Origin of the sequence: Paeniglutamicibacter gangotriensis Lz1y, from assembly GCF_000348945.1 — a bacterium.
Classification (GTDB): domain Bacteria; phylum Actinomycetota; class Actinomycetes; order Actinomycetales; family Micrococcaceae; genus Paeniglutamicibacter; species Paeniglutamicibacter gangotriensis.
Genome location: NZ_AOCK01000008.1, coordinates 156,200 through 181,248, shown reverse-complemented (window position 1 = coordinate 181,248; position 25,049 = coordinate 156,200). Strand labels below are relative to the sequence as shown.

Here is a 25,049-nt window from a genome sequence, read left to right as displayed (position 1 = left end):
GGAAAGGGGCACTATCTTGGGAACTCGCAAAACCCTGCTCGTACTCGCCTGCCTGACGCTCTTCGCCGGCCTGCTGGGCCTCTCTGGGGGCCCGCGCGCCAACGAACCGGTACCACAGGCCTTTGCGCTGCCCGCCAACGGAGTCCACACCACCTTCATGGTGGCCGGGGATTCCATCACCGCCGCCGGAAGCCACACGGTGGCTGCCGGGAATGTCGGGGAGGCTTCCTGGGTCAACTACGTGAACACGCCCGGGGCTCCGGCAACTTTGGCCTGGACCGGTGGCTGGGCGCTGGGCGGAGCCCAGTCCGGGGACATGGCCGCGGCGTTGCACCACGGATCCGCCGATGCATTGGTGCTCCTAGCCGGCACCAACGATCTGGCCCACGGCACCCCGCATGCGCGGATCGCACAAAACTTGGTTCGGATCACCTCGATCGTGCAGGCCCCGCGGGTGCTGCTGAGCAGTGTCCCGCCGCGCGACGATGCGGTGGAAGCCACCGTTGGGTACAACGACTTTTTGCAGCAGTTGGCCCTCGACCGCGGGTGGTTGTTTATTGACGCCGCCGCCGGGCTGCGCAGCGAAGAAGACACCTTTGCCGAAGGCCTGAGCGAGGATGGGGTGCACCCCAACGTCGCCGGCGCCAGGATCCTGGGTGCGGCCATTGGTCAGGCCCTGACCACCAAACCCATCGTGGCCGATGCAAACACTAACGGGACCGAGCCCCTAGGCTAGGAGCCATGCGCTCCCCCATCGACAACTATCTCGCCGACCTCCACGCCGATCTGCTGGGGCTGGACACCGGGGTCCCCTTCCAGGGCATCCCGGCGATGAAAGACGCGGACAATTCGAAGTTCGCCATCGCCATCGCCACCGTCGATGGCCATGTCTACCAGGTGGGCGACGCCGAGCTGGAATTTTCCATCCAGTCCATCTCCAAACCCTTCTCCTATGCCTTGGCCCTTGACGACATGGGCCTGGAGATCATGGATGAGAAGGTCGACGTGGAACCCAGCGGGGATGCGTTCAACGAGATCTCGTTGGCCAGGGACTCCGGACGCCCGGCCAACGCCATGATCAATGCCGGGGCCATCGCCACGATCTCGATGATCAGGGATCGGGACACCGGCCGGTTCGAACGCCTCCTTGAACACTTTTCCGCCGCCGCCGGCAGATCGCTGGAAGTGAGCGAATCGATCTACGCATCCGAGGCGCTGACCGGGCACCGCAACCGGGCGCTGGCCTACATGCTGCGCTCTTTCGACATCATCGAGACCGACCCGACCCCGGTGCTCGAGGACTACTTCCGTGCCTGCTCGGTTATGGTCAACACCCGCGATTTGGCGATGATGGCCGCGACGCTGGCCAACGGCGGTACCCAGCCGATCACCGGGACCCAGGTGATGGGTCAGGAGGCGGTGCAGCGCACGCTCTCGGTGATGACCACCTGCGGCATGTACGACGATGCAGGCTCCTGGATCGCCGCGGTGGGACTGCCGGCGAAGTCAGGTGTGGGCGGCGGGCTGATCGCCGTGCTGCCCGGGCAGCTGGGCCTGGCCATCTACTCCCCCGCGCTGAACCCGCACGGGTCCTCGGTGCGCGGGGTCGAGGCCAGCGAGCGGATCAGCGCGGACATGGGGTTGCACTTCGTGCGCGCCGCCCGGCTGGGCCGCTCGGTGATCCGCGAAAACTATTCCATCGCCGAGGTGCCCACCCACATCCGGCACACCGATGCCGCCGAAAAGCTGCTGGCCGAATACGGCGAGTGTGCCCGCATCATCGAGCTGGCCGGGGATCTGCTCTTCGCCGGGACCGAATCGTTGGTCAGGGAAGTCAGCTCTCTGGATAACGACGTGGAACTGGTGATCCTGGATTTGCGACGGGTCGACGAGATCGACAAGATCGCGGTGCGCTTGATCCACCAGCTGGCCCGCGAGCTGTCCGACGAATCACGCACCCTGGCGTTGGTCCAGGAACTTGCCTTCGAAGAGCTCTCCTCGCTGCGTTCCTTTCCCAGCCGCAACGAGGCCATCGAATGGGCCCAGAGCACGCTGCTGGCTAGGCATGGGAGCCCTGATATGGTTCCCGAGACCGTGGCGGTGCGCGATTTCTCGGCCTTGGCCCCGTTGGACGCCAGCGACATTGCCAAGCTCGAGTCGCTGATGGAGGAGAGCCAGATCGAGGACGGCCGGATCCTTCGCCGCCCCGGACAGGAATTCGGGGGCGTCTACTTCATCCTGGGCGGCAAGGTGGCCACTTCCACCCTGGAGTCGGGCAAGGCGGTGCGCCGGGCCACGCTCTCGGCAGGGATGACCTTCGGTGAGATCGCGCTGAGTGCGGAGGGCGAACAAATCACCCGGGTCACGGCGTTGGGCAAGCTGCACCTCAAGGTGCTCTCGGCCGCGTCAATCACCCAGCTGGAGGCCGAGGACCCGGCCGCGGCCCTGCGCTTCTGGAAGGCCCTGGCTCGTGATGCCTACACCCGGGTCGAGGCGAACATCAAGGACTCGACCCACCCGCTGAACTGACACCGACGGTTCATCCCCACCGCGCCAAGACCTATGTGGGATCCGCTTCCCTGTTTGGTAGGCACAGGCCAAGAGTGGGCACATGCACTCAGGGATTTCCCTGCGGTGTTCAGTGTCGTGTTGGTGGTGATGCGGCGGGGAGACACTTGCCAATGTTTTTCATCGCAACCGCCGCGCGTCAGTACGATGATTCACAGCGAACCTACCGAAGCGCTGTTTCAATCCACCGGACCGTTTTGCCACAGGTCGGGGACTACACAAGGAATGGCATCAATTGAATTCACTGAAGGGCTCCAGGCGGACTCGTCTCGCCGTCGCCGCAGTTCTGGCGCTACTGGCTCTGTCTGGTTGCTCATCCCCCAATATCGGCACCGGCGAAAGTAGCGGTGCTGTGGCACCTGCGAATGAAAACTTGACGGTGCAGAGCTCCAGTACACCCACGGAGCATCCCGACATACCAGCTGCCAGCCCGACGCCGAGCGGACAGGAATGGGCCGACGAAAAAGTCAACGCCTGGGTCGACAACTCGGGGATCAAGTCCGTCAAAGGTTTTCTTTATCCTTACAATCTCATCAACTCGTGGGATTCGCCCAAGGCCGGACATCTGCGGTTGTTCATTGACGACTCCTATGAATTCAACCGGGATGGAATGTCGCAACACTTTGAAACCGCAACTGACGAGCTGAGAATCATGGGCCTGGTCATGTTCGAAAGCATCGGAGATGATTCACCCGAACTGGAAACCGTTGATATAGCGACCGAGGACGGCTTCCGATCCGGTTCCTATTCCCGCTCCCGGACCGGGGCTGACCCCTCCGATCTGGATGCTTGGGCCGACGAGAAATACGTGCAATGGCTCGATGCCATGAACGACACCTACGAATCCTTCTGCGGATTTACGATCAAGAAGTTGGAACAATACCGCGAGTGTCTCCCCACCGATCCCCATGCCTACGTGGGATCCGTGGAAGCCCCCGCTGAAGGGGAACTCGTTGTCACGTTGAGCCCGGGTGAGTGGCAGGACAACACCTATGACACGGACACAATGCGCGGTGTGGACTTTGTCGCGTCGAACATGATGCTGAAGATCAACAGCAAGGCATTCGCCACCGAAGCAGTCGAGAGCCTCACCGTCGTGGTCGACGGAACAGACGAGTCCGGAACCGAAAAGTGGAGCGAATGAGGTCACCGGGAACGAGACAATCCGTGCATACAATCCAATCGCCCGATCAGGGTGCGACGCGGCGCATGGGAAATAGCCAGAAAGACCAACAAGTCCCGCTCGAAGGCTCACCAGATCGGTTCAAACGCCCTGCCCCATGGGAACTACGCTTGAAGTCATGAATCAGAAACTGAATATCCCGTGGGACAACGGAAGCCTCACTGCTTTGCTTGATGAGGCCGAGCATCCCAGCGCTTTTTTGATCCTGGCCCACGGAGCCGGTGCCGGCAAGGACCACGATTTCATGTCCGGCTATGCCCGGGCCATCGCGCAAAAAGGCATCTCGGTCCTGCGCTTCAACTTCCCCTCTATGGATGCCGGCAAGAAGTTTCCGGACAGGGCTCCTACTGCCATCGCGGTGTGGAAACAGGTCCGTGAGTGGGCCGGAGCAAACCTTTCGGGTGGACTTCCGGTCTTCGCGGCCGGCAAGTCTTTTGGCGGCCGGATGGCATCCATGGCCGTCGCCGACGGCATGGACACCCGGTCGCTGATCTTCCTGGGTTACCCCTTGCATGCTCCCAAGAAAGAAGACAAGCTCCGCGATGAGCATCTTTATCCTCTTCAAGTGCCGATGCTTTTTCTTGAAGGCACCCGCGATCCCTTCGCCAACCGCGAAATCATGACCCAGGTGGTCTCCGGGCTGAACCGCGACAGCGAACTGCTCTGGTTCGAAGGCGGCGATCATTCCTTCAAGGTCGCTCGTTCCGGTCGTACCGTCTCCGAGGACGGCGCCGGGCTCGCCGAAGCCACCGCGGACTTCATTCGCAGGCGACTCTCCACCCACTGATTCGCCGGCTTTAGGCCGTGGAACCGACGATGACGGGCAATGCGCCCGCCCTTTGCCGATGTGAAAGCATGGATATGCCACAGACCTCGCCGTTACTGAGAAAGCGAAACGCTTCCCCTTCATGACGAATACCACCAAGTCCCCGGGCTCGCTCTTGGCCATCCTGGCGCTGCTCAGCGCCATCGCACCCTTCGCCATCGACATGTATCTGCCGGCATTTCCGCAGATGATGACGGACCTAGACACTTCCGCAACTTCCGTGCAACTCACCTTGACCACGTTCATGTTGGGTCTGGCCGTGGGGCAGCTGGTGATCGGACCGCTCTCGGACCAATTCGGCCGCCGCAGGCCGTTGCTGCTGGGCACAGTGGTGTGCCTGGTCGCCAGTGCCTCGTGTGCCCTGGCACCGACCATCGAGTGGCTCATTGCCCTGCGCTTCGTCCAAGGGTTCAGCGGTGCAGCCGGAGTGGTGCTGGCACGGGCCATCATCACGGACATCGCCAGAGGCGTGCAGGCGGCCAAGATGTTCTCGCTCATGATGACAGTCGGCGGCATCGCCCCGGTCCTCGCGCCTCTGGTGGGCAGCGGTGTCATCCACGGTTTTGGCTGGCGCGGGGTTTTCTGGGTCTTGGCGGGGCTGAACCTGCTGATGATCATCGGCGCAATCCTCTTGGTAAAGGAATCGCTGCCACCGGAACGCCGCAGCGCCGGAGGATTCAGGGTGCTGGTGTCGAATGCCGGACAGGTGTTGCGCAACAGGCATTATCTCGGCTTCACGCTCACCTTCGCCTTTTCCATGACCGCGATGTTCGCCTACATTGCTGCTTCCCCCTTCGTCCTGCAGAACATCATCGGGCTGGGGACCACCTCCTACTCACTGGTCTTCGCTGCCATCGCGCTGGGGCTGACCATCACCAGCGTTCTCTCGGCCAGAGTGGTACCCCGGGTCGGACCGATCCGGCTGACCTTCATCGGCGTGGGAACCTTGCTGGCCGGGAGCGCAGGGTTGCTGCTCGTCATCACCCTGGGCGGCACCCCGGCGATCCCGACACTCGTGTTGCTCTTTGTCACGGTCTCCGCTTTGGGGCTCATCTTGGGAAATGCGACGGCCCTGGCCACCGCCCAGGTGACCAAGTACGCGGGCACCGGCTCCGCCATGCTCGGAGCACTGCAGTTCACTCTCGCGGCCGTTGCCTCGCCGTTGGTGGGCGTTGCCGGCGAGCAATCCGCTGTACCCATGGCCGTGACCATGGTGGTTGCCTCCTCAATCGCCGCATTGCTTCTGGGCACCATGACCCGGGGTGCTTCCATGCAGCCGGCCGAGGACGGACCCGAGGCCCTCTGACCGCCCCGCGCCGGCAGCCACATACTCCGGCGGCACCCCAAGGCCTCCACCAAATCCCAATTGTCGGGGGCCAGATGCTAGTTTCAAGGTAACGCCACAGCAAAAGGAGCACCCGCCACGTGTTTTTCCTCGATCAGGACCTGATCTATTCCGCATCCGACCTCGTACTGGCCGCCGGATGTGAATTCGCTTCGCTGTCCAAACTCGACGAACGGCTGGGACGCAGTGCCAAGGCCGACTTTGGCCCCGACGAGATGCTCGAACGCACCGCAGTGCTTGGCGACGCCCACGAGCACAAGGTTCTGCAGGAACTAAGGGAGCAATACGGCGACTACGACCCGGACACCGGCCGCGGCGTCAAAATGCTCGCCGCCGGTGTCCGCGGCGACCGGGCTTCGTTGATTGCTGCCCACGAGGAAACGCACCAGGCGCTGCTCAACGGCGCCGACGTCGTCTTCCAAGCAACGTTCTTCGACGGAGAATTCGTAGGCTTCGCAGACTTCTTGATCCGTGAGGAAGACGGCTCCTACGCGGTCTGGGACACCAAGCTCGCCCGGCATGCCCGTGTCACGGCGCTGCTGCAGCTTGCTGCCTACGGGGATCAGCTGCTCGCCAACGGGATCCCTGTGGCCGAGCAGACCACCTTGGTGCTCGGGGATAAATCGCACTCGGTGCACCAGATGCACGAGCTGCTGCCGGTCTTCAGGGACCGCCGCGCCAGGTTCAAGGCCCTGACGGCCGCCCACCGTACGGCAACTGATCCCGTGAGGTGGGGACAAGACGGCGTTGGCGCGTGTGGACGCTGCGACTACTGCGCCGTGCAGGTCGCCGCGCACCGTGACCTGCTGCTGGTGGCAGGGATGAGCACGCTCAAGCGCAAGAAGCTCATGGAATCGGGTATCACCACCATCGATGAGCTCGCCGCGTCCGAAACCAAGGGACGGGACCCGCACCATAAGCTCGCCGAGCAGGCCCGCATGCAGGTCGGGCTGGCGGCCACCGACGGCACGGTCGGCGGAGTGGCCTACAAGATCAACCGCGCCACGCAAACCATCTCACGGCTCCCGGAACCCGACACCGGAGACATCTTCTTCGACTTCGAGGGAGATCCGCTCTGGCAGGATCCCTTTGACGATTCTTGGGGCCTGGAATATCTCTTCGGTGTCATCGAGATCGACACCGGCGAACCGGTGTTCAAACCCTTCTGGGCGCACTCGAGGGCCGGCGAGCGCAAGGCCTTCACCGATTTCGTCGCCTACGTCGAAGCCCGCCGAGCGCAATACCCGAAGATGAAGATCTACCACTACGCACCGTATGAGAAAAGCGCGCTGCGGAACCTCTCACTGCGCCATGTGGTCGCCGAGGACACCATCGACCAATGGTTGCGCGAGGGGTTGCTGATCGATCTGTACGACACGGTCCGTCATTCTTTGTTGATTTCCGAGCGTTCCTACTCCATCAAGAAACTCGAGCCGCTCTACATGGGCCAGCACCTACGCGGCGGAGACGTGAAAGATGCAGGAGCCTCGGTGGTCGCCTACGCCAAATACTCCGAGCAACTCGAGGTCGATGCGGCCGAGGCCGCCAACATCCTGGAATCCATCCGCGACTACAACGAATACGACTGCCTCTCGACCTTGCGGCTGCGCGACTGGCTGCAGAGCCTGGTCCCGCACGATGACCGCCCCGAATGGGTGGATGAGGCGGCACTGCCGGGGGTCGACGACGTCGAGCCCAGTGCAGAAGAAATCGCGTTGCGTCAATACCTTGAGTCCCTGCCCGCGGACCGGGCCCTGTCCAACGATGAACGAGCCATCGCCATGGTCGCCGCGGCGACCGGCTACCACCGCCGCGAGGCCAAGCAGTTCTGGTGGGAACATTTCGACCGGCTCGACGAGCCGATCGATGTCTGGGCCGATACCCGCAACGTGTTCATTGTCGATGACGCCGAGGTGCTCGAAGACTGGCATAAGGCCAGCACCAGGGCCAGGGTCGAATCCCGGCTCACCGAGCTGCACGGAACCATGGCCGAAGGCTCCGATTTCCGGCCCGGCAGCTCCTGGTTCGCTATGTACGGCGCCCCGCTGCCTCCTGAGCTGGAACCCAGCAACGCCAACCGGGCAGGCCTCTTCAATGCCACGGTGAGCGAAAACGACGAACGCTTCGTCATCACCGAAAAATCCAGTACCATGGTCCCACCGTTCGGCACCCTGCCGATCGCCCTGACCCCCGACCAGCCGATCAACACCACTTCGCTGCGCGAATCCCTTGCGGAGCTGGCCCGCACCGTCGGCGGTGCCCTGCCCTCGCTACCGAAGCACCCGGGAATCGACATCCTGCGCAAGTCACCCCCGCGCTTCAAGACTCTTGGCGCCCCGCCGGCTCCACTGCTCGTGGACGGACACCTCAACATCGTCGGGGCCATCATCGAGGCCCTGCAGGACCTCGACCATTCTTACCTTGCCGTCCAGGGCCCTCCGGGCACCGGCAAGACGTTTGTCGCCTCGCACGTCATCGCGGCCTTGGTAAAAAAGGGGTGGAAGATCGGGGTGGTGGCACAGTCCCATGCCGTGGTCGACAACGTCCTGGCCAAGGCGATCACCGGTGCAGGAGTGCACCCCGAGCAAGTAGCCAAGAAGCCACGTGCCGGGGATAAGACCGTGGTCCCCTGGTCCGGCACCACCGACAACGCCATCGAGGAACTGCTCGATTCCGAGGAGGGTGCGTTGATTGGCGGCACGGCCTGGACCATGACCGGCAAACGGATCCCTGAGGGATCACTCGACCTGTTGGTCATCGACGAGGCCGGACAGTACTCACTGGCCAACACCCTGGCCGTTTCCCGTGCGGCCACCCGCCTGCTGCTGCTAGGAGATCCGCAGCAGCTGCCACAGGTCACCCAGGGCTCACATCCCCAGCCCGTGGATGAGTCTGCGCTGGGCTGGCTCAGCGCCGGGCATCCCACCCTGCCCGAGGAACTGGGCTATTTCTTGGCTGACTCCTGGCGGATGCACCCCGAGCTCTGTGCCAAAGTCTCGGCTCTGAGTTACTCCTCCAAGCTGCATTCGGCAGCGGCGGCCGCCACGCGATCACTTTCCGAGGTCACGGCCGGGGTCGCCACGGTCATGGTCGAACACCACGGCAACACCACCGCTTCCCTCGAGGAAGCCCACGAAATCATCACCCAGGCCCGCACCCACATCGGTTTGTCCTGGGTGGGTGGTGAAGGCCAGGACCCCCGGCCGCTGCTGGCGCAGGACATCTTGGTGGTCGCCGCGTACAACGCGCAGGTGAACCTGCTGCGCACCGAACTCGACGCCGCAGGACTCGAGGACGTGAAGGTCGGCACCGTGGATAAATTCCAAGGTCAGGAAGCCCCGGTAGTGATCGTGTCCATGGCGTGCTCCTCGGCCGACGATGCCGCCCGCGGCATTGACTTCCTGCTGAACCGCAATCGGATCAACGTGGCAGTTTCGCGCGGACAGTGGCGTGCGGTGATCGTCCGCTCCCCCGCACTCACCCACTTCCTGCCGACCACGCCCGCGGCTTTTTCCCAGCTCGGGGCGTTCCTGGCGCTGGGGGCCTGAGGCCACCAGAGGCTTCACATCACGGTCACCGGTCAGACACCTCAAAGGAGGAAGGTTGGGCTCATGATCATCACCAGCAGCCACCTGTTCATCGCCAATGATTTCGCCACCCGCGCGGTGGCCGCCGAGCTGCGCTCCCGTTCGGTGTTCCCCGGGGCAACTCAGGCACGAAAGGCACACACCGCCGAGTGCCTGCAGTCCCCGGGCAAGGACTGTGCAGATTTCCGTCCAGGCGCTTCCTCCGCGGCTGGGCCACGTTCTCTGGGCGCCGCCGACGTGAGTGCGTGACGAAGTGCGGCAACCTGATATTCGCATGCCAGCTCATGCATGCTAAGAATGAAAACATGACAACGCGCGTATTGGCTTCCAAGAAAGTCAACCCTTTGGGCTTCGGCGCCATGAACATCACCCATGGCTACTCCAGCTTCCCCAGCGATGAAGACGCCGGACGTTTGCTGCACGAGGTCCTGGATGCTGGTGTCGATCACATCGACACCGCCACGCTCTACGGCGGGCACCGCAGCGAAAACCTCATCGGGCAGTACTTGAAGAAGCGCCGAGATGAATACTTCTTGGCGTCCAAGGGCGGGCTGGCACTGGTTGCGGGCCGCGGAAAAATCGACGGACGTCCCGAGACCCTGCGCGCGCAGGTCGATGCTTCGCTCACGCGCCTGGGAGCGGAGCACATCGATTTGTATTACCTGCACCGGCTGGACCCCGCGGTACCGGTCCAGGAGTCCGTCGGCGCCCTGGCCGAGTCCGTGGCACAGGGAAAGATCGGCGGGATCGGGCTCTCAGAAATCTCGGCCGCGACGCTGCGCGAGGCCCATGCTGTGCACCCGATTGCCGCGGTGCAAAACGAATACTCGCTGGCCACCCGAAATCCCGAGTTGGGAGTGCTCGAGGCCTGCGCCGAGCTGGGCACCGCGTTCGTTGCTTTCTCGCCCTTGTACCGTGGTTATCTCTCGGGCAACCTGCGCGAGACCGCCTCACTGCCGGCCGGAGACATGCGCCATTCCATGCCGCGCTTTGAAACGGAAAACTACGCGCACAATCTTGAATTGGTGGACCGGCTCGCGGAGCTTGCCGCACGGCTGGGAACCACCGCAGCGGCACTGTCGCTGGCGTGGGTGCTGGCCCAGGGCGAGCACGTCCATGCCATTCCCGGGACCAAGCGCAGCGACCACTTTGCCGAGAACCTCGGGGCCCTGTCCGTCGCGCTGTCCCCGGCGGAGCTTGCCGAGGCCGGGCAGATCATCAACCAGTCGACCATCGCCGGGCCGCGCTACAACGTCCACCAGCAAAAGACCATCGACAGCGAGGAATTTGCGACGGCCTCCTAGAACGGCGGCTACTTCGACTTGGGCCGATCCGGGTCGATGACGTCCTTGACGTCAAAGAAGGTTTTCAGCACCGGCCGGTCCCCGCGCTTCTCCTTGGCAAATTGCAGCCCATCGATGTTGATGCGTGCCTGGCGCAGATAGTCGTCCCCCAGCTGCATCCAGGCCGGGGTGGTCCCGTCCACGCCGTAGAAGAAGTCGAACCCGTCCTTCTTGAGCATGTTGTACTTGGTGCCCGAGTACTCCGGCACCCCGGAAATGTCCGCACCAAAGGGGTAGATGTATTGGTCGGTGTCCCCCAGGATGGGGCGCACCTCCTCATCCCACAGCAACATGTCGTTCTTGATCCGCGGAATCGAGCTTTCGGTCATGTTGATGTGTCCCCAGGCGTGGGAAGCGAAGACCCAGCCGTCCTTCTTCAACGCCGTGGCAACCTTAGTGGCTGTTTCAATATCAGCTTCCAGGGTCTTGGAATCGGCGTATTGGCTCTTGGAAGTGCGGTAGCCCAGAACCCCGTTGTATCCGGTCAAGGCCAAGATGCCCTTGGACCCGCGGTAGGAAAAGTCAGGGTGCTTGGCCACGAACTCGTCGATCACCGGGGGCATGTCGTAGGCGCCGAGGTGTTTTTTGCCCGAGGCGTCCTCGTATTCGTTCTTGACTTTGCCGTCCTTGTCGATCAGCAGCTTGGTGGCGAACCCGTCGCCGTCCATGTACTCGTAGTAGCTGACGTCGTCCTCGGAGAGCACCAGCGGCTTCTTGCCCTTGGGCAGGCGGATGTCCTTGTACTTCATCTTCCCCTTGGCATCCACGCCGGCAATGTCGGCAGGATTCACCAAAACGAAACCGCGCTTGTACAGTTGCGCGATCATTTCCTTGAATTCGTCCAGTGTGACCATGTAATCCGCGTAGCCCTGCTCGCGGTCGTCGCCGTCAAAGGCCCGCTTGGTGTCAACAATCAGTGAGTGGACAAAAAGGTGGGAGATCTTGGAATTGTCTTCCCACACCACTGCCTTGGATGCGGCCTTTTCGATGTCAGCCAGCGCCGCGTCGACGTCATCGCCTTCCAACCCGGCCAAGGCCTTCTTGGCGGTCGCGTAATCGTATCCGGCCGCGAGTTTCTGTGCTTCTTCGATCTTCTCGGCCTGGGTCGGGCCTTGGTCTTCTTCGCTCGGGGAAACCATCGACTGCGGGGCCGAACCAACGGCGGTGGGGTCGTACTCTGTCGGGGGAATGTAGGGCGGAGTGGTGCACCCCGACAGGGCCAGACCCGCGACCGTCAACACGGCAGCAACGACGGCTGGGCGAAAATGTGCATTCATCGGGTGCCTCTCGCTTTCCTCCCGGTCCCGGATTGCATAGCTCCGGCCGGTGTCGACGGTGTGGTTCAACCGACCCTACTCCGTTCCGCGCCGACACTAAACGGGCGCGCCGATGGACTAGGATTGTTGGGTCAATCCCCAGCAAAAGGACCGTGATGCGACCTACCCACCAGGCGAGCCCGCTGTGGAGTCAGACGCAACAATTTAGATCGTCCGCAGCTTGGAAATTGCTTTCCACCGCCCCTTGGGCCGTGGCATTCCTGCGCGCCGAATTCACCAGTGCCAAGCCCCGCGTGGGCTTGGAGGTTTTCCATGCCTCCCTCGAATCATTCCTCAAGGTCGTGCGTTCCGAGGACCCTTCCTTCAACGACTCAATGAGTGCCAGCCAATATGCCGACGCTTGGGTGCGCAACCAGTTTCTGGCCCGCCCGCTGGTCGATGGACACTTCGTCTACGAGCCCACCGCCCAGACCTCGCGTGTGCTCAAGTTCTTGGCTGACTTCTCCGGGGATCGCACCAACCTGAACTCCTCACGACTCAATACGCTGCTGACTTCTCTGGAGTCTCTGGCCCATGAGACGGATCCGGACCCGGAAGCACGCATCCGTGCACTGGAGGCGGAAATCACCCAGCGACAGGAAAAGATCGCTTCCCTGCGCGATGGCACCACCCCGGCGGTGCTGCCTCGCGAAGGTGCTCTTGCGGCAACCCGTTCGGTGCTCGACATGGCTTCTGGGCTGCCCGCTGATTTCAAGCGCATGCGCGACGGCGTCCAGGAAATGCTCCACGCCTTGCGCGGAGAAATCATGGAATCCTCTTCTGTGAAGGGCGTCGCGGTCGGCGCGGTGCTCGAGGGTGACAAGCAACTGCGTAGTACCCCGCAGGGCGAGACCTTCCGTGGTTTTACCGAGTTCTTGAATTCTCCCGAAGCTCAGGTGCGTTTTCGCGAGGCCGTCAACGAGGTGCTCGAACGCGACTTCGTCGATTCCTTGGACGCCCAGGAACGTCACACGCTGGCGAATCTCCTGCGTGAGCTGCGCCGCCAGGCCTCAGAGGTCCACCAGTCCTACGGCCGGCTGTCCGAGTCGCTGCACGCCTACGTGCAATCGGCCGAGTTCAAGGAGGCTGCGATCCTGCGCGAGGCGGTGCGTGCAGCGGAAATCGCTGTCTCCTCCTCCCGGGTCCTGCACTCCCGCACCCCGGTGGCCCCGATCAAGCTCTATGCCCCGCGGTTCACGTCCATTGCTGCCCTGGGTATTTACGATCCGGACGAGCATGTGGCCCCACCGAAGCTTGCCGCGCCTCCCCAATTGTCGGTGGCCGACATCCGCCGTACCCCCTCGACCCCGAGTCCCAACATCCCGGTCCTGCACCGGGCCATCACCGACTCGCGGGCCAAAGCCGGCGGCACGGTGAAGTTGGCGGACACCTACAATTCCCTCGACGCCGAACACCGACACCTGAATACCCTCCGGTACCTGATCGAGACCGCACGCAACGGCGGGGATTCCATCGATGAATCCACTTGCGAGGAAATCAGCTTCACCCAGGTCAACGGCACCACACGCATCGCTTTGGTTCCGGCCATGAGCTTCACAAAGGATCCAGCATGAGCAGCACCCTTCCTACCGGCGCAGTCGATGAGCGCCGCCTTTTTGCGGGCGACACCGGGTCTTTCGAGCTGCCGCTGCGCCAGCTTTTGGTGCGCCTGCTGCGTGGTCCCTATTTGGATGGGGTCGCCGAGCCCCGGCTCTGGCAACTGGTGTTGGACCGGCGTGCGGAGATCTCCGCCTACGTTGCCGAGATCTTCCTGGAACTCGAGGTCGATGCCAACCGCAAGATCGCGTTGTTGTCCCCGGTGGATCTGGAGGCGGCGCACACCACCGCAATCGCTCCGCGCCGCGCCCTGAAGCGAGAAGAAACTCTGTTGGCCCTGCGGTTGCGACTGCTGCTCGAACGCCATGCAGGCTCCGGCACCGATGCGGTGATCAGCCGGGAGGCGGCCCGCGAGATCCTGCTCGAGCACCGCACCCCCGGGGACACCGATGACAAGAAGCTCGAGGAAAACACCGACGCGTCCCTGACCCGGTTGCTGAACCTCAAACTCATCCTGCCCACCGAACTCACCGACGAATACAAGGTATCCGGGGCTTTGGCCCTCGCCCTGCCCTTTGCCGGTATCGAGGAAATTCCCGATTACATCAAGGCCATTGAACGTGTTGGCGTCGATGACACCGAAGAATTCGACTTGGAGACAGAAGAGCTATGAGCATTGAAATGACCCTCCCGCTCTCCGACGCGGTCAATCCCGGACAGCACCGACTCACCCAGATCCAGGTCATCAACTGGGGCACCTTCCACGGCCGGCACACCCTCTACGTGGACCGTTCCGGCACCTTGCTTACCGGGCACCCCGGCGTGGGAAAATCGACCCTTTTCGACGGCATCGGGCACATTTTCCATGCCGCACCGCGACTGAACGAATCCGCGCACGAGGCCTCCACTCGCAAGGACCGCCGCACCACTTATTCCTATATGCGCGGACGCCGCTTCAAGACCGAGGCCGGGACCCTGTACCAGCGCCCCGGCGCCACGTGGAGTGCCTTGGCCCTGGTGTACGAAGACGGGCTTGGCTCCTCGGTGTGCATCGGTGCGATCTTCGATTTGCCGGCCAACGGCCTCGAAGGCCAAGTCGGCAAGCACTATGTGATGGGTGACAGGGTGCTGGACACTGCAGCCCTGGAAGATCACGGAGCCAGACGTTTCACGCCCTCCTCATTGCAGAAATCGCTGCCAGGTTTTGAAGCGTTCGACGTGCACCGTTCCTTTGCCGAGAAGTTCCGCCGCCGCCTAGGCATCGACAACGACAAGGCGTTTTCACTGCTGCGCACCTTGCAGAACGGCAAGGGACTGGACAAGGGCGTGAACCAGTTCTTCCGCTACGAGGTGCTGGAAATACCCGCCACGATGAAGGCTGCCGCCGGGGCCATCGAGGACTTCAGCCACCTTCGCGGCATCCACCGCCAGCTCGAAGAGGCCCGCGCCCAACGCGATGCACTCTCCGACGTACCTGAACAAAAGCTGCGCATCGACGAGCTCAACGGTGAACTGGCAACGCTTAACGCCTTGGTCTCCACCCAGCTGCCGGCCTACGGCGCACAATTGGCGACCCGTGCCCTGCAGGGCCAAACCAGCTCTCTGACTTCGGCGGTGGAAACGAACGCCGCGCTGATCGAGGAAAGTGGCGTCCGCAAGGCAACGCTTGAGACCAAGGTAGCGTCGCTGGCCGAACAGCATGAAGCCGACGGGGGTGCCGGTGTGGCGTTGCTGGAACGCGAGGCCGAGTCCGCACGCAAGCACCTGGCCGACCGCGAAGCGGTGTTGCAGACCCTGCGCGATAATTTCGAAGCGGTGGGCCTGACCTTCACCTTCACTGCCTCCGGGCTTCAGGCCATGCGCCGGCAAGCAGCGGTCAGCGCCGAGAACCTTGCCTCCATTGCCAAAGATGCGCGCACCATGGAATACGAAGCCATGGCCTCGGTGATGAATCTCAAGGACCGGGCCAAGAAGCTGCGGCTTCAGATCGATTCCTATGCCAAACGCGGCTCCAACATCGATGACCGTTCCATCGCCGCCCGGCGTGCCATCGCCGCATCCACCAACCTGGACATCGAAGACCTCCCGTTCGCCGGCGAGCTGATCGATCTTTCCCCGTCCCACGGGCAGTGGCGTCCCTCGGCAGAAAAGGCGCTGCGTTCCCTGGCCACGACACTGCTGGTGCGCGGGGAAGACATCAAATCCGTCACCCGAGCCATCGATTCGCTGTCCGGCTTGGGCCGGATCCGTTGGATGGACATCTCCAGGACCCCGCGCGAGGTAGTTTCCGGTCCCGGAGACCTGGTCGGCAAACTCGACTTCAAGCATTCGGCCGCCGGGACCTGGCTTCGTGCCAAGATCGCCGCCGATTATCCGTTGGCGTGTGTGGAGTCCGACACCGGGCTGCACGTCCATGACAAGGCCATCTCGCTTGCCGGGACCATCAAGACCGGCTCGGGCACTTTCGAACGTGACACCCGCCCGGTCGCCGCCTCGGATTACCTGCTGGGGTTCACCAACGCGGAGAAGATCTCCGAGTTGCAAACCAAACTTGCGGCTCTCGAGGAAGACACCGCCCGCGCCGCCGCGGTGGCCGATGACCGCACCGCGGCCAAGGACCAATTGGCCGCCAAGTTTGCGCTGCTAGGAACCCTGGCCAGCGACAACCGCTCCTTCGCCTCGCTAGATGCCTCCGGAGCCCTGCATACCCTGCAGGACCTGGAAGCGCGCATGGCCGAGGCGCTGTCGAAGTCCGGGGATCTCTCCCACGTCCGCCGTGCACTGGATGCGGCCCGCAAGGAGCTCGAGGAGTGTGTGGGCACCCTGGCCGTAGCAAGAGCCGAGGCCACCACGCTTTCGGCTTCGCTAGACAGAGCCAGCAATGCGTTGCGGGCTTCCTCGGTGCGCGAGGCACTCACCGAAGACTGGGCGGTGGAGAAGCTTTCCGCCAGCGAGCAGTTGGCCCCGCTCATCAAACGTCTGGACGAGGGTTCGGCGGTCGACACCGCCGAATTGGAAGCTGCCTTGAACGCACTGGCGTTGTCACTGTCCGAGTCGGGGGCCGAACTCAAACGCGAGGCCTATACCCTCGAAGCGGCACTGAAGGACACGTTCAAGGCCTTCGCACGCGAATTCGGGAACTCTGCCGCTGCCAGCTACGGCACCGGGATCGAGGCGGCCGAACACTATGTTTCACTGCATCAGGGCATCATCGAACAGGGATTGCCGCAGCACGAAGAGGAGTTCCGCGAGTACTTCTCCAACCGCTCCTACGAACGTTTCTCGGACCTTTTGCAGCTGTTGGAGGAGGAACGCCGCTCAATCGCCGAGCGCATCTCCCCGCTGAACCAGATCCTCGCCGACGTGCCCTTCGAACATGGCTCCAAGCTGGCGCTGGAGGTATCCACAACCGTCCCCGACGAGGCACGGGCCTTCCGCCAAGCCCTGAAAGAGGCCTTGGCCGGTGCGTATTCATCACGCGGGGCAGGAACCTTAAGCGAAAGCTACAAGGCGCTCGAAACTCTGGTGGATGCGCTGGATGATTCGTCGCGTGCCGCCTGGCGCGACACCGTGCTGGATGTGCGCCAGCACGTGACCATTGCCTGCAACGAGCACAAGCCCAACGGGGAGATCGAGACCGGGCTGGAACCCGGCACGCTCTCCGGCGGTGAGGGCCAGCGCTTCACCTCCTTCATCATGGGCGCGGCCCTGGCCTACCAGTTGGGCTTTGCCACTGCTGGGTTCACCGCCTATGGCACCGTGATGATTGACGAGGCGTTCATCCAGGCAAACTCGGAGTATGCCGCGGCAGGCATCAATGCGCTGCAGGAGTTCGGGTTCCAGTTGCTGCTCGCGGCCCCGGAGGACAAGATCGACCTCTCCAGGCACTTGGGTTCGGTGTGCGACATCATCAAACACCCCGAGTCCAACGTCTCCGGATTCGTAGCCTCGGGCCGCTCCCCGGCCGTGGCCACGAGCATCATTTTGCGCTAGCCCGCCAGTAAAGTTGTGAACGCACCATCCACCCACATTTCTGGTTAGACAACCAGAAATGTGGGTGATCGGTTCAAATCAGCGCAAGGATGTGTGCACCGTTGCTCGATGATCTGGGAGCGAGGTGCCGCTTTTTTCATCCGTCCCGTATCGAGACTGCTGGAAACTTTTTGCTCAAACCTCACATAGTGGTCCTCCGGTGCGTTTACATGGTGTGGAGATGACAACGAACCCAGCCTTCGAGATGGTGGTGCGCCGGCACGGCACCGCGGTGCTGCGCATGTGCACCGCCCTGCTGGGTCCCGGATCTAACGCGCAGGATGCTTGGAGTGAAACGTTTTTGGCGGCCCTGCGCGCTTACCCGGCGCTAGCCCCCGGAGCGAACCTCGAGGCGTGGCTGATCACCATTGCCCGGCGCAAGGCCATTGATCTGCTGCGCGCCAACCACCCGGTGCCCGTGGCCGAATTGTCCGAACCCGTGGCATTTCCCGCAGACCTAGGGCAACTGGAACTGATCGAGTCCTTGGCCTCGCTGAGCGAGCTGCAACGCAAGGTGATCGGCTACCATTACCTGCTCGGGTTCCCCTATGCTGACATCCCCGCATTTCTGGGCGGCAACCCCGCCTCACTGCGCCGGGCCGCCTCCGACGGCATCAAGACCCTGCGTAGCCAACACCGAGAAGCGGAGGAAGAATCATGAGCGAACTGGCCATGCATGAAATGGATGCCTTAAGGCAGCGGCTGGCCGAACGTGCCGCGGCCGAGGGGCTGATCGACGTGTCCTACCGATTGATGGATTCACCGGTGGGTCAATTGCTGCTTGCCGCCACCGAACACGGGATCGTGCGCGTTGCCTTTGCCCTCGAAGACTTTGATGCGGTTCTCGGATCCCTGGCCGAGAAGATCGGGGTGCGGGTACTGCATCGGGCCGCACCGTTGGATGTGGCAGCGATGCAGCTCGACGAATACTTCGCGCATTCGCGCACCGGATTCGAGCTGCCACTGGACCATCGGCTGTCCAGCGGCTACCGGTTGGAAGTTCAGCTAGCGCTGCCGGGGATCGCCTACGGGCACACTGCCAGCTACAAGGAGATGGCCGAGGCCACCGGGCGCCCGACGGCTGTGCGTGCCGTGGGCAGTGCCTGCGCCACCAATCCGTTGCCGATCGTGGTGCCCTGCCACCGGGTTTTGCGCAGCGACGGGTCTTTGGGCGGCTACCTCGGCGGGTTGGACGCCAAGAAGGTCCTGCTCGAACTCGAGCAGGACCTTCTTGGGACCTGATTCGCCGCGAGTGTTAGTCGCTGGCCAACCCCTGCACCGGGGCTAGCTTCGCGGCACGGCGTGCCGGGACGATCGAGGCGGCAAGCGCGGCAACCACTGACACCGCGATGACACCGGCCAGTTGCAGCCACGGGATGGACACGCTCATGGCACCGAACGCGCCCATGACCGACTGGGCACCGAGCAGTCCGTAGGCAGATCCGAGCAACACGCCCAGCAGGGCAGCAACCCCACCGATCAACACTGCCTCGGTGGCCAGCATCTTTTTGAGCTGGCCGCGGGTCAGGCCCAGGGCGCGCAACAGCGAGTTCTCCCGGGTCCGCTCGAGCACCGAGAGGCTCAGCGTGTTGGCGACGCCGATCAGCGCGATCAGCACCGCGACGGCCAGCAGGCCCGAGACGATCATCAGCAGCATGTCGATGACGGTGTTGAACATCTGCATTTCCTTCATGCCGCCGCCGATGGCGAATTCCTCGACGCCCAGCGCGACGGCCAGGTCGGTCTGCAGAGTTCGCAGTGCCGCGGCATCCAGGTTGTCATCGGCCTTCAGCCACAGCAGGCTCTCATGCTGGGTCGCTTCGGCCGCCACCGCCGGGGTGATGCCCAGGACCCGTTCTGCGGTGTCCCAGCCCATGACGGGACGGAAGGAGTTGCTGTCGGACACCAGTGCCTTCAGCTCGCCGGAGGCTCCCGTATAGCTGGTGGCCGCAAGCGTGGACGCCTCGTGGGTGGAGCCGGTGAGGATCTCCCCGGAGCCCGGGACCTGTTTGTCGCTGTTGAGCACCCGGGCCAAGAGGGCGGGGTCCGTTGCGTAGAGCTCCCCTTCGGCCGAGGTGCCGACACTGCCCAGTTCGGTGATGACCTCGACCCCGTCCAGGGTCGCGGCCTTGGCAATGGCGTCGGTCGAGAAGCCCTTTTGGTCGTAGTCCAGGATCTGGATGTCGACCAGGTATTCGCTGCCTAGGGCATCACCCAGGGAGGACTTGGCCGTCTGGGCCCCGACCATCATCATGGAGACCAGGGTGACCCCGATCAGCAGCGCGGTGGCGGTGGCGGTGGTGCGGCCGGGGTTGCGCACTGCGTTGAGGCTGGCCAACTTGCCCGGGACGGTGCCCCCGGAGGTCAGGTTGCCGATCGCCGAGACGGTCTTGGGCAGGAAGAGCGAGCCGAGCATCAGGATGCCGGGGAAGGAAAGCATCCCGCCGCCGAAGGCGATGAGGATGTCCCCTTCGATGGCGCCGTAGGCCAGGGCCGCGGCCCCGGCGAACAGCAGCAACAGTCCACAGACGATGCGTACCTTGCCGGCCTTGTTGCCCATCGCCACGTCGTCGGCCGGGCGCAGGGCGGCCAGCGGGGAGACTGACATGGCCTTGCCGGCAGGTACCCAGGCGGCCACCAGGGTGATCAGTGTGCCGGCCAGGATCGGTACGACGATGGCTTGTACCGGTACCGCCAGGATGGCAAAGGACATCGAGGGAACGGTGGCACCCAGGATCGCGATCAGCCCAGCCATGATTCCGGTGGCCAGCAGCACGCCGGCAGCCGAGGCCAGCAGCCCGACCAGCAGCGCCTCAATGAGCACCGAGGAGCGGATCTGGGAGCGCAAGGCACCGAGGGTGCGCATGAGGGCCAGTTCGCGGGTGCGCTGGGCGATGAGCACGGCGAAGGTGTTCATGACCACCAGCCCGGTGACGACCAGGGCGATCAGGGCGAAGACCAGCAGCACGATGGTCAGCTGGTCGTTGCCGCCGGAGAAGTTTGCGACGTCCTTGACGATTTGCTCGTCGGGGGTCAGCACCGTGGTGTATTCGATTCCCTCACTGGCCAGCGCCGAGGTGATGGAAGTTTTCAGGGTGTCCAGATCCACCGAACCGACACTGAGCAAGGCAATGCTCTGGTAGGTGGTTTCCCCGGGGCCGGACAAGGCCTCGAGCAGGGACTGGCTGACGGTCAGAGACATGTTCGCGCCGGTCAGCGGATCGTTGGAGGCTTCGGTGATGCCGGTGACCTTGACCTGCTTGCTGATTTCCTTGCCGTCCTCGGTCGCGCTCGCCACGTCCAGGACGTCTCCGCGGGAGATGTTGTATTCACCGGCGTAGGTGGCGTCGACGGCCACTTGGTCGCTGCTGCTGGGCAGGGCGCCAGATTCCAGGACGGTGCTGGTCAGACGGGGATCCTTGGCAACGGTACTGACCGAGGCGAAGTAGTCCTTGCTTCCGGCATGAACGCTGACGCTGGTTCCTGCGGCACCGTGTGCGGCCGAAACACCTGCTGTGCCTTCAACGGCCTTCAGTGCCTTGGCACCAAGTTGGTAACCGACAGGATCGGGTTCCCCGTCGGTGTCAGCGGCGTCGAGGTTGTCGTAGGCCGCGCTATAGTCCCCGTGGATGACCAAGTCGGAGTTGGCGTAGGAAGAACCGATGCTGTTTTTCAGTGATTCAGTGGCCGACGCGTTGACCATGAGCGTCGCGCCCAGAAAAGCGGTACCGATCATGACCGCCAAGGTCACGGCAATGAACCGCCGTGAATACGTTTTGAGGTTTGCTAGGGCAAGTTGCAGCACGGAGTTATACACCCAACCCGGAAAGAGCCTGGGTGACGGACTCGACGGTCGGATCCTCGAGCTGGCCGACCAGCTCGCCGTCCTTCATCAACAACACGGTATCCGCGTAGGATGCGGCGATGGCATCGTGGGTGACCATGATGATGGTTTGGCCCATTTCGCGGGTGGAGGAGCGCAGCAGCGAGAGGACCTCGGCACCGGTGCGCGAGTCAAGGTTGCCGGTGGGCTCGTCACCGAAGACCACCTCGGGGCGGGTGAGCAGGGCGCGGGCCACGGCGACACGTTGCTGCTGGCCACCGGAAAGCTCGTGGGGCTTGTGGGTCAAGCGGTCCTTCAGGCCCAGCGTTGCCACAATGGTTTCTAGCCAAGCCGCATCGTGCTTCTTACCGGCCAGAGCCAGGGGAAGCAGGATGTTTGCCTCGGCGGTGAGCGTGGGAACGAGGTTGAAGGACTGAAAAACGAATCCGACCTTTTCGCGACGCATCTTGGTCAGCGCATCGTCATTCAACTTCGAGATGTCGGTCCCGCCGATGTAGATCGATCCGCCGCTTGCATCGTCGAGACCGGCCAGGCAGTGCATGAGCGTTGATTTGCCCGAGCCCGAGGGGCCCATAATGGCGGTGAATTTGCCGCGGGCGAAGGAAACCTCGACGCCGCGCAGGGCCTCGACACGGGTGGTTCCTGCCCCGTAGATCTTGCTCAGGTTCGTGGCGTGGACAGCTATGTCGGTGCTGGTGTGTGGTGCAGTAATGGTCATAGTTCAACGTTATGTTGCTGCCGTATGGTTCTGGATCATCCGCAGGGCCCCTTTATACCCACCTTCGGCTCATACTCGGGTATGAGACAGGACCTTCACAGGCAGGGTGGATACGATCGCCTACATCATGCTTTATTTTGCCGTTCCCACCGTTACGCTGCTCATCATCATGGGTCTTGCCGCCAGCTGCGCCGTGCTGGCGCTGTTGCTGTACTTCGATTCGAAGGGCCATCACCGTGCCATCCGGCGGATCTTGGCGGTGGTTATCCCGGTGTGGGCGCTGGGGCTGGCCGTTGCGGTTCTACCCTCTGCCCCGCAGCCGGATCCTTCGATCCCCTCGGGCACCTTCAACTGGATTCCGTTCATGGCGCACCGTGAACGCGCCCTGGGCGTGGAGATGCTGGCCAACCTCGGACTTTTTGCCCCGTTGACGTTGATGTTGGCTTTTGCTTGGCGTCGCTACTCGGTACTCAAATCAACCGCCTTGGTGCTGGGGATCTCCCTGTGCGTCGAAACGACCCAGCTGCTGCTACGCAATAATCGGGCTTCCGATATCACCGACATCATCACCAACACCACCGGCGGATTCCTTGCGGCCGTGGCCGGGTGGGCACTGTTGTCCGTGGCCAGAAGCCGGCGCACCCCGGCCATCGCCGTCGCCCCCGCAGCATTGCTCCAGCGGTAGCACGACGCGGTCCATGTCCACCGGGTTCTTCACCTGCTGGGCCAAGACCCCGACGAAGAGCCGCAGCTGCGCCCTGCTTGCGGGGTCATCGACCACGCCATATACCGAAGAACCACCGGGTATTCAGTCGTGCCCTTCGTGCTCCGGAGCTTGGTGGCTGGATGACTCGATCTGGAAGGTGGAGTGTTCGATGCTCACCTCTCCGCTATTGACGCGAGACGAATATTTTGGGTACGGGCCTCGGCTTTTCAGGTAGCCTACCGAAACACGAAGATTTGGTCCGTCGCTGGCCGGCCACGGGGCCTCGGATAGGCGGAGCCGGTACCCAAGATACCGTAGTCGTCCCCCACCGATTCACGTTGAAATACGATGCGGCAGACCCACAGTCTCCGGGCAATGCAACGGATGGTAGTGCCTCAACGCTGCGTACGATTTTCCAACCATCTTGAACCGCCGGTAACGGAGCGTGGCCCCACGGGCTACTCAATATGCGCTCGTTCCCCAATGTCAAGCCCAATTTTGCCGGTAGACTGAGCAGAATTCCCGAATGTTTGGCTTGGAGTATCCGGTTTGGCTTTGAACATGTCCTTCCAGTCGCAGATCTATCGCTCCTTGCCCGAGCTGGAGCGCTCCGACGCCATTGTCAATCGCATCTCCAAGGCGATTACACTCGGCATGTTGCGCGTCGGAGAACGCCTGCCCAACGAACTCGAGATGTCCGAGATGTTCGGGGTTGCCGTTGCGACTCTTCGAGATGCCCTAGCCGTCTTGCGCGAGCACGGGATCGTGGAAACGAGACGTGGTCGCAATGGTGGAACGTTCATCCTGAAACAACCACAATTCCAGCTGGAAGCCATGCGGGCTTGGCTGATGTCCACGTCGATTGCCGAGATCAGGGATCTGGGCGACGAACAGTCAGCCGTTGCCGCTGCCACTGTTCGGTTGGCGTGCGACCGGGCCGAGTCTCATGAATTGGAAAGGTTGCAGGACATGGCTCGCGCATTGGTGCTGGCAGCCGACGCGCAGTCGAAGGCTCGTGCCGACAGCCGCTTTCATATAGAACTGGCGGTGACAGCGCAATCGACTCGGTTGGCCAACGCAGAGATTCGTTTGCAGGCCGAAACGGTTGAAGTCTTGTGGTCGCCGTTGGCGGGCAACTTTGACTCAGAACGGGCCACCGCGGAACATCTTGCCTTGGTGCGGGCTATCGCAGAGAACCGTAGCCAGCAAGGTCAACAACTGGTGATTGAGCATATCCGGCGCAATACGCACCATCTCATCGACACGAAGCTGGCACTTAGCTACTCGACCGAAACAAAGGAGACCGTATGAGCCCCTCCCAACCGGCAGTTGTGGCCTTGAGGTCCATCGCGAAATGGTTCAATGATGCATCGGCGGACACCTATGCGTTGGCTTCCGCGGTCAGCGATCTTTTCACGCTCGGTCAGGCTGCCGGTGCACCCGTTGGAAAAAACGATCTCGCCCGTTTAAAGCTCCTTGCCTGCGAGTTCCTAAAGGATCACCCGTTCACAGTGGGTTCCGGAGCAACATTCGCCTCTGCACGCATCGGTGAAGGCCACGGCCTGCTCGAATGGTGGTCGCCGGGGTCACAGGGAGCCGAGAAGTTGCAGTTTGACCTTGACCCGGACGGCGAACGGTTCTACGACTACGAACGGCTTCCCTTTTTCACCACCGCTGAACGAACCGGCGAGGAGACTATTTGGGGTCCGTATGTCGATTACCTGGGTTCGGACGAATACATCCTCACCCACACAGCTCCGTTCTATATCCACGGAGAATTTGCGGGTGTGGCGGGCTACGACGTCACGGTGCGGGTCCTGGAGGATATTTTTCTGCCGATGATGCGTTCGATTCCCGGGGACGCGGCGCTATTGAACGCCAGCAACCGGGTCATCATCGGCAATTCGGGCGCGTACCTTGTTGGAGAGAGAATCAAAATCGTTCCCGACGGAAGCGACATAGTTCCCATGGACGTAACGCACCTGGGCTTCTCCATGTTGGTCCCGGCGTAGTGGGATGGCTGG

At 62.6% G+C, this 25,049-nt stretch carries 19 protein-coding genes; 16 read left to right on the top strand and 3 right to left on the bottom strand.

All coding sequences use genetic code 11. The annotated features are described in order from the left end of the window. Positions 1-16 precede the first annotated feature (16 nt). The 8 genes from ADIAG_RS13875 (at position 17) to ADIAG_RS13840 (ending at position 10,813) form a co-directional block, all read left to right on the top strand. On the top strand, positions 17-736 hold the full coding sequence (locus tag ADIAG_RS13875) for an SGNH/GDSL hydrolase family protein (RefSeq protein WP_007272018.1): 720 nt from the start codon (positions 17-19) through the stop codon (positions 734-736). Between the two features lie 5 nt (positions 737-741). Next, positions 742-2,529, top strand: a complete 1,788-nt coding sequence (glsA, locus tag ADIAG_RS13870; protein ID WP_007272017.1) for a glutaminase A — start codon at positions 742-744, stop codon at positions 2,527-2,529. Positions 2,530-2,803: 274 nt separating this feature from the next. Beyond that, complete coding sequence (locus ADIAG_RS13865) at positions 2,804-3,712, top strand: hypothetical protein (protein ID WP_007272016.1); 909 nt, start codon at positions 2,804-2,806, stop codon at positions 3,710-3,712. A 157-nt stretch (positions 3,713-3,869) separates the two neighbouring features. Further along, on the top strand, positions 3,870-4,538 hold the full coding sequence (locus ADIAG_RS13860) for an alpha/beta family hydrolase (protein ID WP_007272015.1): 669 nt from the start codon (positions 3,870-3,872) through the stop codon (positions 4,536-4,538). A 121-nt stretch (positions 4,539-4,659) separates the two neighbouring features. Next, entirely contained in the window at positions 4,660-5,883 is a 1,224-nt protein-coding gene (locus ADIAG_RS13855) for a multidrug effflux MFS transporter (RefSeq protein ID WP_007272014.1), read from the top strand. A gap of 119 nt (positions 5,884-6,002) precedes the next feature. Next, positions 6,003-9,470 carry a TM0106 family RecB-like putative nuclease gene (locus ADIAG_RS13850; RefSeq protein WP_007272013.1) on the top strand — a complete coding sequence of 1,156 codons (3,468 nt, stop codon included), beginning with the start codon at positions 6,003-6,005 and terminating at the stop codon, positions 9,468-9,470. Positions 9,471-9,533: 63 nt separating this feature from the next. Then, the gene (locus ADIAG_RS13845) at positions 9,534-9,758 is read left to right on the top strand and encodes a hypothetical protein (protein ID WP_007272012.1); all 225 of its coding nucleotides are present in this window, start codon (positions 9,534-9,536) and stop codon (positions 9,756-9,758) included. 56 nt (positions 9,759-9,814) lie between these two features. Further along, positions 9,815-10,813: an aldo/keto reductase gene (locus ADIAG_RS13840; protein WP_043475052.1), complete on the top strand. Its 999-nt coding sequence runs from the start codon at positions 9,815-9,817 to the stop codon at positions 10,811-10,813. Between the two features lie 8 nt (positions 10,814-10,821). On the opposite strand, the gene ADIAG_RS13835 is transcribed toward ADIAG_RS13840, so the two are convergent. After that, on the bottom strand, positions 10,822-12,129 hold the full coding sequence (locus tag ADIAG_RS13835) for a polysaccharide deacetylase family protein (RefSeq protein WP_007272010.1): 1,308 nt from the start codon (positions 12,127-12,129) through the stop codon (positions 10,822-10,824). Between the two features lie 155 nt (positions 12,130-12,284). Between ADIAG_RS13835 and ADIAG_RS13830 the strand changes: the two genes are divergently transcribed. The 5 genes from ADIAG_RS13830 to ADIAG_RS13810 all read left to right on the top strand — a co-directional run bounded on the left by ADIAG_RS13830 (position 12,285) and on the right by ADIAG_RS13810 (position 18,999). Then, positions 12,285-13,742 carry a DUF3375 domain-containing protein gene (locus tag ADIAG_RS13830; RefSeq protein ID WP_007272009.1) on the top strand — a complete coding sequence of 486 codons (1,458 nt, stop codon included), beginning with the start codon at positions 12,285-12,287 and terminating at the stop codon, positions 13,740-13,742. Next, entirely contained in the window at positions 13,739-14,398 is a 660-nt protein-coding gene (locus ADIAG_RS13825) for a DUF4194 domain-containing protein (RefSeq protein WP_007272008.1), read from the top strand. The genes ADIAG_RS13830 and ADIAG_RS13825 overlap by 4 nt, the downstream gene beginning before the upstream one ends. Next, positions 14,395-17,718: an ATP-binding protein gene (locus ADIAG_RS13820; protein ID WP_007272007.1), complete on the top strand. Its 3,324-nt coding sequence runs from the start codon at positions 14,395-14,397 to the stop codon at positions 17,716-17,718. Before ADIAG_RS13825 ends, ADIAG_RS13820 begins: the two co-directional genes overlap by 4 nt. 220 nt (positions 17,719-17,938) lie before the next feature. Then, entirely contained in the window at positions 17,939-18,418 is a 480-nt protein-coding gene (locus tag ADIAG_RS13815; RefSeq protein WP_152426169.1) for an RNA polymerase sigma factor, read from the top strand. Beyond that, on the top strand, positions 18,415-18,999 hold the full coding sequence (locus tag ADIAG_RS13810; RefSeq protein WP_007272005.1) for a methylated-DNA--[protein]-cysteine S-methyltransferase: 585 nt from the start codon (positions 18,415-18,417) through the stop codon (positions 18,997-18,999). The genes ADIAG_RS13815 and ADIAG_RS13810 overlap by 4 nt, the downstream gene beginning before the upstream one ends. Positions 19,000-19,012: 13 nt before the next feature. On the opposite strand, the gene ADIAG_RS13805 is transcribed toward ADIAG_RS13810, so the two are convergent. Both ADIAG_RS13805 and ADIAG_RS13800 read right to left on the bottom strand, forming a co-directional pair. Then, positions 19,013-21,574, bottom strand: coding sequence for an ABC transporter permease (locus ADIAG_RS13805; protein ID WP_007272004.1), 2,562 nt, complete (start codon positions 21,572-21,574; stop codon positions 19,013-19,015). Further along, on the bottom strand, positions 21,567-22,319 hold the full coding sequence (locus tag ADIAG_RS13800) for an ABC transporter ATP-binding protein (protein ID WP_007272003.1): 753 nt from the start codon (positions 22,317-22,319) through the stop codon (positions 21,567-21,569). Before ADIAG_RS13800 ends, ADIAG_RS13805 begins: the two co-directional genes overlap by 8 nt. A gap of 106 nt (positions 22,320-22,425) precedes the next feature. Between ADIAG_RS13800 and ADIAG_RS13795 the strand changes: the two genes are divergently transcribed. The 3 genes from ADIAG_RS13795 to ADIAG_RS13785 all read left to right on the top strand — a co-directional run bounded on the left by ADIAG_RS13795 (position 22,426) and on the right by ADIAG_RS13785 (position 25,037). Then, on the top strand, positions 22,426-23,004 hold the full coding sequence (locus ADIAG_RS13795) for a VanZ family protein (protein ID WP_007272002.1): 579 nt from the start codon (positions 22,426-22,428) through the stop codon (positions 23,002-23,004). Between the two features lie 582 nt (positions 23,005-23,586). Then, positions 23,587-24,336 (top strand): FadR/GntR family transcriptional regulator, encoded by a 750-nt coding sequence (locus ADIAG_RS13790; RefSeq protein WP_007272001.1) that lies wholly within the window; start codon positions 23,587-23,589, stop codon positions 24,334-24,336. Continuing rightward, positions 24,333-25,037, top strand: coding sequence for a cache domain-containing protein (locus ADIAG_RS13785; RefSeq protein WP_007272000.1), 705 nt, complete (start codon positions 24,333-24,335; stop codon positions 25,035-25,037). The genes ADIAG_RS13790 and ADIAG_RS13785 overlap by 4 nt, the downstream gene beginning before the upstream one ends. The last annotated feature ends 12 nt before the right edge of the window (positions 25,038-25,049 follow it).